The sequence below is a fragment of the Bartonella australis AUST/NH1 genome (genome assembly GCF_000341355.1).
In the GTDB taxonomy this organism is placed as follows: Bacteria; Pseudomonadota; Alphaproteobacteria; order Rhizobiales; family Rhizobiaceae; genus Bartonella; species Bartonella australis.
Genome location: NC_020300.1, coordinates 366,204 through 379,291, shown reverse-complemented (window position 1 = coordinate 379,291; position 13,088 = coordinate 366,204). Strand labels below are relative to the sequence as shown.

The 13,088-nt window shown below is 41.8% G+C and carries 8 protein-coding genes and 1 pseudogene; 1 reads left to right on the top strand and 8 read right to left on the bottom strand.

All coding sequences use genetic code 11. The features are described 5' to 3' along the window. Positions 1 to 123 precede the first annotated feature (123 nt). From BANH1_RS01640 to BANH1_RS01615, 6 genes are all read right to left on the bottom strand, one after another. Entirely contained in the window at positions 124 to 846 is a 723-nt protein-coding gene (locus tag BANH1_RS01640) for a glycerophosphodiester phosphodiesterase (protein ID WP_015397701.1), read from the bottom strand. A gap of 181 nt (positions 847 to 1,027) precedes the next feature. After that, positions 1,028 to 2,584, bottom strand: a complete 1,557-nt coding sequence (guaA, locus tag BANH1_RS01635) for a glutamine-hydrolyzing GMP synthase (RefSeq protein ID WP_015397700.1) — start codon at positions 2,582 to 2,584, stop codon at positions 1,028 to 1,030. Between the two features lie 130 nt (positions 2,585 to 2,714). Continuing rightward, positions 2,715 to 4,001, bottom strand: coding sequence for an RsmB/NOP family class I SAM-dependent RNA methyltransferase (locus tag BANH1_RS01630; protein WP_015397699.1), 1,287 nt, complete (start codon positions 3,999 to 4,001; stop codon positions 2,715 to 2,717). Positions 4,002 to 5,261: 1,260 nt separating this feature from the next. Continuing rightward, a complete protein-coding gene (guaB, locus tag BANH1_RS01625) occupies positions 5,262 to 6,761 on the bottom strand; it encodes an IMP dehydrogenase (protein ID WP_015397698.1) in 1,500 nt (499 codons plus the stop codon). 154 nt (positions 6,762 to 6,915) lie between these two features. Continuing rightward, complete coding sequence (locus BANH1_RS01620; RefSeq protein WP_015397697.1) at positions 6,916 to 8,487, bottom strand: phospholipase D family protein; 1,572 nt, start codon at positions 8,485 to 8,487, stop codon at positions 6,916 to 6,918. Positions 8,488 to 8,930: 443 nt separating this feature from the next. Continuing rightward, complete coding sequence (locus tag BANH1_RS01615; RefSeq protein ID WP_015397696.1) at positions 8,931 to 10,316, bottom strand: sigma-54-dependent transcriptional regulator; 1,386 nt, start codon at positions 10,314 to 10,316, stop codon at positions 8,931 to 8,933. Between the two features lie 253 nt (positions 10,317 to 10,569). Here BANH1_RS01615 and omp10 point away from each other — a divergent pair, with 253 nt between their 5' ends. Beyond that, the gene (gene omp10, locus BANH1_RS01610; RefSeq protein WP_015397695.1) at positions 10,570 to 10,944 is read left to right on the top strand and encodes an outer membrane lipoprotein Omp10; all 375 of its coding nucleotides are present in this window, start codon (positions 10,570 to 10,572) and stop codon (positions 10,942 to 10,944) included. A gap of 263 nt (positions 10,945 to 11,207) precedes the next feature. On the opposite strand, the gene BANH1_RS01605 is transcribed toward omp10, so the two are convergent. Then, on the bottom strand, positions 11,208 to 12,203 hold the full coding sequence (locus tag BANH1_RS01605; protein ID WP_015397694.1) for a KpsF/GutQ family sugar-phosphate isomerase: 996 nt from the start codon (positions 12,201 to 12,203) through the stop codon (positions 11,208 to 11,210). A gap of 21 nt (positions 12,204 to 12,224) precedes the next feature. Next, positions 12,225 to 13,074: pseudogene (locus BANH1_RS07515) on the bottom strand (UTP--glucose-1-phosphate uridylyltransferase). Between the last annotated feature and the right edge of the window lie 14 nt (positions 13,075 to 13,088).

Genomic DNA, 13,088 nt, shown 5'->3' with positions numbered 1-13,088 from the left:
TAAGTAAAAACTCGAATCTCATGAGATTCACCAACAGAAGATTGATCCCCCCTATTATTCTTGTCTTCGTTGAAATGCGTGACCCCGCCTATATAAATGCACGCTTCTGTTATTCACGCTTCATTATTTTTGTGCACGCAATTTTAAAGCAAGATCAGGTTGATCTGTTGTGATATAATGCACAGGTGAGTCAAGCCAATATGATAAGCGAGCTACTCCGTTTATTGTCCATACACCTATAGTGAAGCCAGAATCGAGCGCAGATTCAATGAAACTCTGCGGTACAATAGAGCCGTCTAAACTCAAATCGGAATATCCCAACTTTTTCCATTCAGAAAAGCGTCTAAACATATCACCTTCGAAGCTATCGATACATGGCCCAGATGGTATTCCTGCGTCAATGAAGGGACGAAGGCTAGCAGCGTCAAAACTGATTGCAGAAACCCGCTCCGCTAAATTTTTGCTCTTAATTAACTCGAGCGCCTTCTGGGATAAAATATATTCACGATCAACTTCACCACAAGTTTTAACTTCAAGGTGAAGTGCAATATTTGTCGGCACTAAAAGATCAAGCACCTCTTCTAATAAAGGGGGAGGTTCGGTGCTCCCTCTCACACAGATTTTTTTGCGCGTTTCGTTATCAATATCGTGAATATACCCTTTCTCCCCAACCAATTGCTCAAGACAAAAATCGTGAAATACAACCACTTCACCGCTTTTAAGGAGATGAATATCGCACTCAATCTCATCAACCCCTAATTCAATTGCATGGGAAAACGCTGAAAGTGTATTTTCTGGGTAAAGATTAGCCCCACCGCGATGAGCAACGATTTTTTTCTTAGGCATGTATAATTCCACACTTCAAAATTCTAAATTACACCATTCACAACATAGTAAGATATTGTTCCAGAAAACAAATTTAGATCCATGACAATCTCCTTCAAACAATTATTTTCGCCCCCTAATTCCCTTCAATATTAAACCCTAAACAAAGCTATATTCTTGGAATACCTGCTCTTAATTTTACTCATTCCCACTCAATAGTGCCAGGAGGTTTTGAAGTCACATCATAAACAACACGATTAATACCCCGAACTTCATTAATGATACGCGCTGCCACCTTGCCTAAAAATTCCATATCGTACGGATAAAAGTCGGCAGTCATCCCGTCTACAGAGGTTACAGCACGGAGAGCACAAACAAATTCATAAGTACGCCCGTCACCCATAACACCGACAGTCCGGACGGGCAGAAGAACAGCAAAAGCCTGCCAAATTTTTTCGTAAAGGCCAGCTTTACGGATTTCATCGAGATAAATAGCGTCCGCTTCACGCAAAATTTCCAATTTTTCGCGCGTAACCGCACCTGGACAACGAATAGCGAGTCCAGGTCCAGGAAAAGGCTGACGTCCAATGAACTGATCGGGCAATTTTAACTCTCTCCCTAAAGAACGAACGTCATCCTTAAATAGCTCACGCAACGGCTCTATAAGCTTCATATTCATCCGTTCCGGCAATCCCCCCACATTATGGTGGCTTTTAATAGTTACAGCCTCACCGATAGCCGATACACTTTCGATGACATCTGGATAAAGCGTCCCTTGTGCTAAAAACTCTGCGCCGCCTATTTTTTGGGTTTCTTTTTCAAAAACTTCAATGAAAAGACGGCCTATTATTTTGCGTTTCTTTTCTGGATCTATCTCACCTTCCAACGCATTAATAAACATATCAGCAGCATTAACGTGAATGAGGGTTATATCGTAATTTTCGCGAAATAAAGTAAGGACTTCTTCAGCTTCATTTTTGCGCATCAATCCATGATCCACAAAAATACATGTCAATTGATCTCCTATTGCTTCATGTAGTAATACAGCTACAACTGATGAATCAACACCACCTGAAAGACCACAAATCACGCGGCTTTTTCCAACTTTCTTGCGTATCGCGGTAATTGCGTGTTCACGGTAAGCAGCCATCGACCAATTATTTTTAAGCGCAGAAATTTCATGCACAAAATTTTGCAAAAGTTTTGTACCGTCTGGTGTATGAACAACTTCAGGGTGAAACTGCACTGCATAAAAACGACGTTTTTCATCAGCAATAGCAGCATAAGGAGCGCCCTTTGATGTTCCGATTACGCGAAAACCTTCTGGCAAAGCTGTCACGCGATCACCGTGGCTCATCCATACTTGATGACGCGATCCTTTTTCCCAAACATTATTGAAGAGCGCGCTTTCTTCTTTCACATCCAAGAAAGCACGCCCAAATTCACGCTCATGCCCAGCTTCAACTTTTCCGCCAAGCTGAACACACATGACCTGTTCACCATAACAAATACCAAGAACCGGGATGCCAGCTTCAAATATTGCCATCGGAACACGTGGTGAGCCGTCGTCGACAGTTGAATAAGGACTACCCGATAAAATAATAGCCTTAGGCTTAATTCGCTTCATTCCCTCTAAAGCCGATTGAAAAGGAACAACTTCAGAATAAACACCCATTGCCCGTATTCTCCGTGCAATTAGCTGTGTGACTTGTGAACCAAAATCAATAATAAGGACAGTATCTAAATGCAATGTGCTCATAAAAAACCAATCAATAAGTGCGAAAATGACAAGCAAAGCTTATTATTCAATCCATATCTTTTCACAAGTCTATTAACATGAGAAAATGTTATTCTGATAGAATTTAAAATAAAAAGCATAAAAATATATATTAACGTTTCTTTTGCAAAATAGCTAAAAAAAAGCCATCTGTATTTGTTGCCGCTGGCGATAAAGTAAGCCCGTGATTTGAAAATATCGGTTGCATAGTCGAAGAACCGAAATGTCGCAGCCAAAGTGCCTGTGTATTAAGTGGGCAAAAATTTGAGTATTCTTGGAGAAAACGGAAAATTTGCCCTTCGTTCTCATCAGCAAAAAGAGAACATGTGATATATACTAAGTGCCCGCCCGGTTTAAGGTAATCTCGCACCTTATTCAAAAGAGCGCTCTGCTCTGATTGACGCTTTCTTACCTGTTTTAGCGTTAAACGCCATTTAGCATCTGGGCGGCGACGCCACGTTCCTGTACCACTACATGGTGCATCGAGTAAAACTATATCCATCTGACCTAGCAACGGCTTTAATTCTTCTATACACGCCCGTGATTGTACATTGTGGGCACCAGCCCGCCGAAGACGATCAAAAATAGGAGCTAAGCGAGCTTTGTCTGCATCATAAGCATAAATTTGCCCCCGGTTTCCCATATTAGCGGCCAAAGCTAGCGTTTTTCCGCCAGCTCCCGCGCAATAATCCAGAACCTGCATGCCCGCTTTTGCTTCTGCAAGGTGAGCAACAATCTGAGATCCTAAATCCTGTATCTCAAAGTATCCTCTCTGGAAAGCAGGCTCAACCTGAACGTTAGGATGGCGGCCGAACTTTTCGACTGGCGCAATTCTTAAGGCTTGCTGAAACCATGAAAAAGTTTTAATCTCGGTTTTTGCTAATTCTTTGAGTACCTTCTCCGGTGTTGCTTTTATGCTATTTACACGTAAGTCCAGAGGAGGACGCGCTGCTAAAGCCGAAGCTTCGGTGACCCAATTATCAGAAAATGAAGAGTAAAGATGAGTTCGGCACCATTGAGGAATATCGCCACGAATATAATCTGGCGCGTCAATTAATTGGCGTTGTTGCCATGATTGACGTTGTTTAAGAGCTAATAGCTGCGGTGCAAATCGGTCCCCTTTTAAGGCGCTGTCGATCTGCTCAATCCTCATCGCTCCGGTATCTAACAAAGTGCCGAAAGCCGCATCCCGGATATCGTCACTATCCATCCGCCATTGTAACGAATAAAGCCGCCTTAAAACATCATACACAATCGTGCCAATCGCCGAACGATCACCCGATCCAGCAAAACGGTGAGAAAGCCCCCAATCCTTTAAAGCTTCATTTACAGGACGATGCCGTATCTCCACCTCTTTTAAAACATCTATCGCTGCCTGTAACCGCCCTCCCAATCGCATTTATTTTTCCCTTTCAACTTTTGTGAGGCCGTAAATAATTTAGTCAAAAAACGAAAACTATCTTTCTGATTACTAATAATCTCAGAGAGGCTTTAAAATTTGTACTAAAAACCCCAAGTTTCAGCGCCATAATTTAGAATGTTTTATTCTTAAATAAACGGGATTGTTAGCCCCATAACTTGCAAACCTCAAAGAATCTCGCGCGCTACCAGAGCCAATTGCTCGTACTTCAGCTCGTATAAATACGGCACTCCCGTACCATAAATCACCGAATTTATGCAAACGACAATCCTGTTATTTATATTTTAAAACTGAATTAAAAGAAAAATTTGACCCACTAAACACATAACAAACCAACGACAATGGTATTTTACTGGATTTATTTATCCCTCCTAAAACTACGAAATTCCGCTTTTCACTAAGATGCTTTTTGCGTAAAATTTGTACGAAAAACGACAAACGTGAACCGCACGAGAAAATTTCGGTAAGGCATTAACGCGGCCGCAATACGCCGCATTAACGCCGGGATTTTCAAAACAGGAACTCACTTTAAATAAACGTGCCTTTGCAGTATATGACCACTCGGCGCTTACCGCTACTCATGAATATTCTTTGGCCCTTTTATCCCTCATTGTATCTTAAAAGCAAGCTATCATCTATAAAATATTTTTTCAGTTATGCTCTATGTGGAAAATCATAAAACCCTTTTCATCTTCACAAAATAGACGCTTAAAAGTTCATTAAGATGCCCTAAACATTGAAAATTAACGCGTCGGTACAAATTGTCTTTTTGAAAAATATTCCTGTAAAAATCATGTAAAGCTGCTCCGTTTAGAATAAAATATGAACCAACTTTTCAAAGATTCTTGGAACTACTATTTAGTATGACCGTTTTTCCTGCACTGGTATATGCCAGATAATCAAAAAGGAGAAAACAATGAACACTCATAAAAATGATAAAACTTCATCTAAAAGCAGCTATAATACAATGCCCTCAAACAACGGAAAGAAATCCGTACAAAGTAATAATGCTAACACTCGCCAGCGCGCGCCGAAAACAACACGAAAGACTGTAAAAAGCTAATCTTTTTATTCAGCATACCCCCGGGAGGAATTGGAGCGTTAATGCCCAATTCCTTCTTTCTGCGCCTCTAATATTACAAACTCGGCCGCTGGCAAAAAATACCAGTACCGCACCTGCCTATCAAAGAGAGCACTTGCCGTATAAATACGGAAATGACCTCAGAGTCTTCACCTATTTCAAACAGGACCACGGTAATTTGGGCTTTCCCGCGTAATAGCAACGCCGTGTGTATGACTTTCGTAAAGGCCAGCATTAGTAATACGGACAAATGCTGCTTTTTCACGGAACTCAATTAAGTTTTTCGCCCCAACATAACCCATCGAAGCACGTAGCCCACCAGCCAACTGATGTAAAACAGACTCTATAGGACCTTTATAAGCAACCTGCCCTTCGACACCTTCAGGAACTAATTTAAGCGCATCACGAACCTCAGCCTGAAAATAACGATCTGCTGAGCCCCTGGCCATAGCGCCAACTGACCCCATGCCGCGATAAGCCTTAAAAGATCGCCCCCGGTGAAGATAAACTTCGCCAGGACTTTCATCCGTGCCAGCTAAAAGGGAACCAACCATAGCAGCGCAAGCCCCACCGGCCAAAGCTTTAGCAAAATCACCCGAAGTTTTAATACCGCCATCAGCAATGACAGGAATACCCGCTTTATCAGCAATTTCTGCCGCACCCATAACGGCAGCAAGCTGAGGTACACCAACGCCCGCAACAATTCGCGTTGTACAAATAGAACCAGGCCCAATACCGACCTTCACTGCATCCGCACCACTATCAATCAAGGCCTGCGTCGCTTGCGGGGTTGCTACATTACCGGCAATAATAGGCGTAAAAGGTGCTATCTTTTTAATACGCTCAACTGCTTCTAACACCCGCTGAGAATGCCCGTGAGCCGTATCAATTACTAACACATCAACGCCTGCATCAATTAATCGCTCAGCCCGCTCAATTCCATCACTCCCGACGCTACTTGCGGCTGCAACGCGTAAGCGACCTTGAGAATCTTTGGCAGCATTCGGATTTAATTGCGCTTTTTCAATATCTTTAACAGTTATCAAACCAACACAGCGGCCCTGTTCATCCACGACCAATAATTTTTCAATACGGTGATAATGCAAAAGGTACTTTGCCTCATCCAATTGGACATTTTCACGCACTGTAATTAAATTTTCATACGTCATTAATTCGTGAATTTTTTGTTTCAGATCTGATGCAAAACGCACGTCCCTATTAGTTAAAATGCCAACGAGTCGGCCAATGACCCCACCCTTAGAACCATTTTCGACAACCGGAATACCTGAAATACCATGAAAGCCCATCAAAGCTTTCGCCTCTTCGAGCGTCGCGTCTGGCCCGATTGTTACCGGATTCACAACCATACCAGATTCAAACTTTTTTACTTGACGCACTTCTTCAGCTTGCTCCGCGGGAGACATGTTGCGGTGGATAACGCCAAGTCCCCCAGCTTGGGCCATAGCAATTGCTAAACGCGATTCCGTTACTGTGTCCATCGCCGCAGAAAGCAGCGGCAAATTCAGCTCAATATCAGCCACAACACGGGTCTTAAGATTTACTTGACCAGGCATGACCATAGAATGGCCCGGCTGCAGAAGCACATCATCAAACGTTAGTGCGATTGCACCCGTTCCTGTTTCAACAATTTTTGCCATAGCCAAATTCCTTTAATAACGAAGCACTACGAGAAGCTCGTGGACGCCTCTACGATTCTTCATAAACTGCGAATTGGCGGCAAATTATGCCACGCTGTAGATTAAATGAAAAGAAAAAATAAAATATTTTTCCTAAGATTATGATTCACACTCTTTATAATTGTGATTCAATAGGCAGCCAGCTCATTATCTTTGCGAACGCACGGCGCCAAAAATTGCTTTCTGGCTCAGAATCGGTACTACACTGTTTTTCGTTCTCAGTAAAATCCCAATAAATACGATTATTATCACCAAGCCGCAAATGATAGCTCATTTCTCCTGTCGTTTCCTCAGAAAAAAGTAAATCTAACCTCGCTGTAATCGGAGCGCATTCAAAAAGAATGCCCATTTCAGTATTGAGAGAAGCTGATCGAGGGTCAAAATTTAAAGATCCAATAAAAGCGGTTTTATGATCAATTAAAAAAGCTTTTGTATGCAAACTTGCCCTACTTGATCCAAATAATCTTAAAAGATGAGTGCCTCCATCCGGTTTCAATTCGTAAAGTTTAACACCACTTTTCAATAATGCCTTACGATAAGGCACATAACCACCATGTACTGCTGCTACATCAGTAGCTGCTAAAGAATTAGTAAGAATTTTAACGTCAATACCTTTTGATACTAAGCTGCCAAAATTTTGTGTACCTGCTTTGCCGGGGACGAAATAAGGTGACGTGATCTGGACTGTTTTTTGAGCTTCGCCTATAACTCGCGAGATCGCTTCCATTAGCCAATTCCTTTCCCCCTTGCGCAATGCTTTTTCCGGAGGATCAGAAAGGACATCAACTTTGTCCGCTAAAAATAATCGCTTCCCTGCGTGAATAAAATATTCAAAATCGATATGCTTTTTGACGTAATCCAGGTAAACTTCTGCAATTTTGGAATCGCGAAACTCACGTAACTTATCCCTCCATTTGCCCAGATCGTACGTGCTTTTCGGCACTACTAAAGTACGAATCGGTAAAACTACAGCGCTATTCCAGAAATCATCAAAAACAGTTTCCACTTTTTTAACCGACGGACCTATTAACATCAGGTCTAAATCCCGAAAGCTCGATTTTTTACCTGCATCAAAATAAGAATCCGCGAGATTCCGTCCCCCAACAAAAGCCACCCGCCCATCTATAATAAAAGCTTTATTATGCATTCTGCGCGTTACGGTGATTGCCCGCAATATGATCTCTATGCCGCGGCGTAACCCGCCATTACGTGCTCGCCATGGATTAAACATTCTGACTTCAATAAAGGGATGTTTGTCAAGTGCAATATAAGCCGGATCACGGCCTTGAGCATTGATATCGTCCAGAAGAAGGCGTACCCGTACACCACGATCGGCAGCCTCCACTATTTCGCTCAGTAATAAACGACCTGTTAAATCATCATCCCAAATATAATACATCAAATCAAGACTGCGCCCAGCCTCTGCCGCTCCCGTAGCGCGAACATAAAATGCATCTAAATTACTGACAATGAGCGAAAGAGCATCTTTATCAACCCCCAATCCATCCCTCTCTTTTGCCAATCGACTCACTATACGGTCCAGCGCTGTCTCATCTTCTTTAACCTGAAATGCATAAGAGCACTCGCCCCCAGCGTTTCGAGGAAAGCGACCATAGGCGTAAATCGCTAACATAGACGCAATAAAGAAAAATATGACGAAGTCGGTGATAATATGTAGAAAAGTCAAAAAGATAAACTTTCTATTTTAGAAGCCACTCCACCCTTATAAATACGGACTATAAAGCCGAAATTAACGACCATATTGCCAAATTGCAGAACAAAAAGAACGCCGCCTCTCTTTTATTTAAAAGGACACAAACGCGAACTAGTGTTTCCGAAATTCCGCCTCTTGTGCTGAAGAGCGCGCCGTTTACCCCCCATCCTCGTAATTAGCTAAAGTGCTAAAAATTTTAGATGGCGAGAAAAAATTAATAATGGCATCGACTAACTCCGTATCTATAAATCATTAAAAAAGACATAAACTCAGAGAAGCACTCTAAATCAGAAAATTTTATAAATAAACAATTTTTTAAGAGAAGCGAAACTGCAAACCTCCCCTCGCTTCAGCAAAAGCTAATGACTCTTTTTTGAAAATTGTAACTCTCTATAAATAAAAATCGATTATAAATTTCACTCCTTCCCTTGACTATTTATCGCCTTTAATTTCTCTATTTTACGGTAAAGCGTCGAGCGCCCTATACCAAGACGACGAGCAATTTCGCTCGTACGCCCTTTATAATGTTTGACAGCTTTCTCGATAATATCACACTCCACATCAAAAAAAGCGCGAACGTGCCCCTCAGCGTTCAAAAATTGTATAAATTTTTTTTCGCAGTATTCCCGATCATCATTATAAATAATATTTGGGGTACCAATCAACGGACTTTTCACTAATTGGGGAAAGTCCCGGATGGTCAACAACGGCCCTTCACTGAGTAAAATTGCGCGAAACAGTAAATTTTCAAGTTCGCCGCGATTACCGGGCCAATCATGCTGCATCAGCAACGAAACAGCCGATCCCGCCAGACCGTGCACATGCGATCGCCCTGTTTCGGCAATAATGCGGTCAATCAAGCGTTGAGAAATCTCTGGAAGATCATCCCTCAATTCTCGCAAAGGGGGAACACTGACGCATAATTGAGCAAACTGTTCAAATAAACTGCGCGAAAAAAAGCCTTCTTTGACCAAATCTGCGACTCGTGATGTTGAAAGAGCGATAATGCGAAAAGATAAATCTTTAACCTTTGCAGCTTCCGCTCTTTTTTTAAGGTAACGCGCAAAACGTTTTTGCTGTATAGGCTCAAGCCGATCAATATCACAAAGGCAAAGCGTCCCTTTTTCGAGAAAAGAAACCAGTGGTAAAAATTCTTCGAACCACAAGCGGTTCTCTTCCTCTGGATCGACAACGGCTGAACATTGGTAGCGAATAAAAGGCCCTTCCGATAAAAAACTTTCGTGGTGAATAATGCGGGCTAATGTTTCCCGACCTGTCCCTTCTTCACCCTCTATTAAAAGATTCTCTGAAGAAGTAGCTGCCTTTTTCGATTGTTCCAAAACCACTTGCATTGCCTTGCTTTTCATATGAAGATCAGAAAACCGCAAATGATTTCTATTTTGTCGCTGAATATAGCAAACCTCACGCTTTAATGAGGCAATAAGTGAAAGATTATTCAAAGTAACCCTCAACCGCAACTGCGTAATCGGATGAATCCAATAATCAATAGCCCCAGCTTTTAAAGCTTTCTGAAGCAATTCTTGATCATTCTGTTTTGCCGTAACAACAACAGGAACAGAAATTCCTGCAGCCCTAATTGTTTTAATTAAATCACTCGCACTCAAATCGCTCATAACAACATCAAGCAACGCGAGCACAATATTTTTACGTCTATACAAAAGATCAATCGCACGTAAACTATTTTCTGCTTCGATGGTACGGTAACCAAGACTCCGAAGCATAGCGGAAAGTTCTATACGCCTTCCATGGTCTTCACCCGCAACAAGAATCGGACTAATCATAACTTTAATAATCTCCTTTGAGACTATTCAGCATATTAATACAGGAATCGTCGCAAATCACAGGGATATATTTCGCCTCTTGTGCCTTGCAGACTGACTTTAGCGAGTCGAAAATTAACTACAATATTAAGATATTTTTTTGTAATTTTTTGCTTTTTCATTGATTTTCGTCAAAAGCCTCATATTGATTAACGAAATAATTTCACAAGTTATAAAAGTTGAAAAATAGAACGAAGTAAATAGAGTAAAACAAATGAAATACATCGGCCATATTTTATGTCTTATGATCAGCGCTTTGACGTTGGTAGCCTGCGGTTCTTCGCAATATTATACGCCAAACCTGTTTGCGCACAATATGCCAACCGGAATCGACGGCGAATGGGCCGACCAAAACGGCATTATCTCCTCCTTTCGCGACGGCATTTTTGAAACGCGCGCTGCGGATACAAAAGAAAAATTATCAGAAGGCACATACAATTACGTCAACGCCCGACATGTAGAACTTGAAGTACGCTCGATTCTTCGGGGGAAGGTATCCCGCGCTAGTTGCACAGTGTCCAATGATAAAACACTGCTTTCCTGTATGTCAAATGCTAGCTCACAATTTTTTCTTAAACGGAAAACCTAAACAAAGGTCGAGGCTCTCGCAAAAATACACAACAACAAAAGCAGGATATTTTTTTCTTTTAGAGGCTATATCTGCCATATATCAACATCTGTGTGATTATGCCGGCCTGGATAGACTGACGCTATGTCGTAAAATGCGGTGAAGCGATAACTTTTTCCCAGAGTTACCTTAACGGCACTATTTTTTATACAGACTTCCCCGATTTATCCTTAATTCATTTATAGCTGAACGCGGAATTTTATCCAATATTGATACTCGCTGACTCAAGCAACGCCAATACGCAAAAGATCGTGAAAATGTACAATCCCTACGGGCTTCTTACCTTCAGTAACGAAAAAAGCACCTATATGGTGGTCATTAATAAAAGCCGCTGCAGCACCAACCAATGTGTCTGAATTCACGATTTTAGGATCCTTGGTCATTACTTCATCAACGTTAAATTTCGATAAATCGCGATGAATGTTACGCGCGAGATCACCGTCCGTCACGATCCCAATCAATTCGTCCCTTTGATTTACAACGCCAACGCAACCAAAGTGTTTTTTTACTAAAACACCCACAGCTTCGGTCATAGATACACCCTGCATAACCAAAGGAACACTGTCACCCCTATGCATGATATCGCGCACATATTTAAGATTTGCACCAAGAGAACCTCCAGGATGGTAAATTTTAAAATCCGTCGCTGTAAAACCACGCATCTCCAAAAGAGCAATAGCTAACGCATCACCCATAGCTAATTGCATAACTGTTGAAGTTGTAGGGGCGAGCCCGTGGGGGCAAGCTTCCTCTACTTTCGGCAATAATAAAACAATATCGGCTTGCCGCCCCAATATAGAATTCTCACCAGACGTCATTGCGATAAGTGGCGTACGAAAACGCGCAGCATAGCTTATAATACCACTCAATTCCGTAGTATCCCCCGACCACGATAAAGCAAGGAGAACATCATCGGAGCTAATCATACCGAGATCACCGTGATTAGCTTCTGCAGCGTGCACAAAAAAGGCAGGTGTCCCGGTTGAAGCTAAGGTCGCTGCAATTTTTGTACCTATATGACCACTTTTACCGAGACCGGTAATCACCACATGACCGCCAGCGTTCCTAATGGTCTGAACTGCGGCCTTAAAAGAGGAAGAAAGATCCTTAAGAAACGCCGTTTCAAGGGCCTTAAGCCCCTGCTTCTCGCTGGCGATTGTTTTAAGTGCCGACGCCACGGCATCCTGTAGAGCTAACATATTAGAAGACTGTCCCACCATAAATAAATTTGATAAACGAAATCAATCTAGAGGTCTATACCATTTTCCAACTTTAATCGTTTCAAGTAAATTTTTTAATGAAGGAGAAACCTGCTGATACATATTGGTACGCGCTAAAGAAAACGCAATATCAGCTTCAATAAAACTAATTCTAGAACAATAATTAAAATTATACCCATCTGATTAAAAGCTCAAAAAACCCGCTCATTTTACAAGCTGCGGTATGGTATTTGTTAGCTGAATTTCGTCCCTTACCCTCATTCGTGACGCGAAAGGATACCAAAAATTTCCAGATGCAAATATAAATATAACGTCCATTGATGCACAAAATTAGATAGCGCTATTCTTTCTGTCTGTTTCCTTATCATTTTTGTAATTTTAAAACCGTTCGCGACCTGTTTTCCTTTATCGACAATACCATATTTATTTGCGTTTTTCCGGGTTCGCATCCTTGGACAACTAACAACATTTCTTCTCCGCGCTTTTTCTACAAAGGAAAGCGCCCTTCCCCAGCTAATTTACGCGCACACCAGAGAGCACGTCCTGCCCCCAGAAGCTGCCGTTGCCGAGCAAAAGACATTATGCTTAGTGAAAACTGAAAATCTCACAAATGCTCGAGCTCGTCCTCTTTTGTCGCCTTCAGCGGATGCCGCATATTATTCAACCTGCGTACTAAAATAACCCCCAATCACTGCTTTATTGCGTCCAGCGACAAAAAATGTTCGATACCCGCTTCACGTGCTTCGTCCACAACATACTAAATAACTGGTTTTAACGATAGTTAGCATTTTTTAAGAACTATCTTCGTTGCCGTAAGAAAACAAGCACCAAGACCTATTATAAGAAATACTGCTTCGCGGATTTTACGCACTCCCGCCATTTTTG

What these genes read in the sequence shown, in the direction of transcription:
- BANH1_RS01640 (WP_015397701.1), bottom strand. Translation starts at nt 846, where the DNA reads ATGCCTAAGAAAAAAATCGTTGCTCATCGCGGTGGGGCTAATCTTTAC.
- guaA (WP_015397700.1), bottom strand. Translation starts at nt 2,584, where the DNA reads ATGAGCACATTGCATTTAGATACTGTCCTTATTATTGATTTTGGTTCA.
- BANH1_RS01630 (WP_015397699.1), bottom strand. Translation starts at nt 4,001, where the DNA reads ATGCGATTGGGAGGGCGGTTACAGGCAGCGATAGATGTTTTAAAAGAG.
- guaB (WP_015397698.1), bottom strand. Translation starts at nt 6,761, where the DNA reads ATGGCAAAAATTGTTGAAACAGGAACGGGTGCAATCGCACTAACGTTT.
- BANH1_RS01615 (WP_015397696.1), bottom strand. Translation starts at nt 10,316, where the DNA reads ATGATTAGTCCGATTCTTGTTGCGGGTGAAGACCATGGAAGGCGTATA.
- omp10 (WP_015397695.1), top strand. Translation starts at nt 10,570, where the DNA reads ATGAAATACATCGGCCATATTTTATGTCTTATGATCAGCGCTTTGACG.
- BANH1_RS01605 (WP_015397694.1), bottom strand. Translation starts at nt 12,203, where the DNA reads ATGGTGGGACAGTCTTCTAATATGTTAGCTCTACAGGATGCCGTGGCG.